The following is a 661-nucleotide window of genomic DNA, read 5'->3' on the forward strand; positions in this document are numbered from 1 at the left end:
ACAACAAGGACCAAAAATAAATTTTGGTTTTCGCCAAGAAGTTTCCAAAGCACTTGTAACAAATGTTTGAGAACTACTTTTTAAATCAGCTTTCCAGATTGTTAAAGAGCAAGTTTGCAACGGTCATTGACCGAAGAAAACAGACATAAACACGCATGCTTATGTCTGCATTCTTGTTAGCAAGAAGAGAAGTGGCGTCCCCTAGGGGATTCGAACCCCTGTTACCGCCGTGAAAGGGCGGTGTCCTAGGCCTCTAGACGAAGGGGACCCAAAATCATCTTTGCGCTGCGGTAGCAGTGCAGATTTTGGGTAATGGCGAGTGCCGAGCCTTGCGAGGCCGAGCGCCATTATTCACATCCCAAAACCCAATGATAGGGCTTCTCTCATTCAACCGAAGTTGAATAAGCACTGACGCATTTCTGCATCAGGTCTTTGCTGAATCAAGGCGATCTGTGGGAACACTTATCAGCTTCGGACATCTTAAGGTAAGTAGGTTCTCCAACCCCAGGTTCCCCTAGGGTTAACGTGTTACGACTGCACCCCATTCATGAATCACACCGTGGTAAACTCCCTCCCGAAGGTGAAGCTATCTACTTCTGGTGCAACCCACTCCCATGGTGGGACGGGCGGTGTGTACAAAGCCCGGGAACGTATTCACCGC

The 661-nt window shown here is 48.4% G+C and carries 1 tRNA gene and 1 rRNA gene; both read right to left on the reverse strand.

Annotated features, from left to right (window positions below):
* Nucleotides 1-192: 192 nt before the first annotated feature.
* Nucleotides 193-268 (reverse strand) — tRNA-Glu (locus CUC44_RS20885).
* Between the two features lie 218 nt (nucleotides 269-486).
* A 16S ribosomal RNA gene (locus tag CUC44_RS20890) occupies nucleotides 487-661 on the reverse strand; the annotation flags it as partial.

Source organism: Aeromonas lusitana (assembly GCF_002812985.1).
GTDB classification, from domain to species: domain Bacteria; phylum Pseudomonadota; class Gammaproteobacteria; order Enterobacterales; family Aeromonadaceae; genus Aeromonas; species Aeromonas lusitana.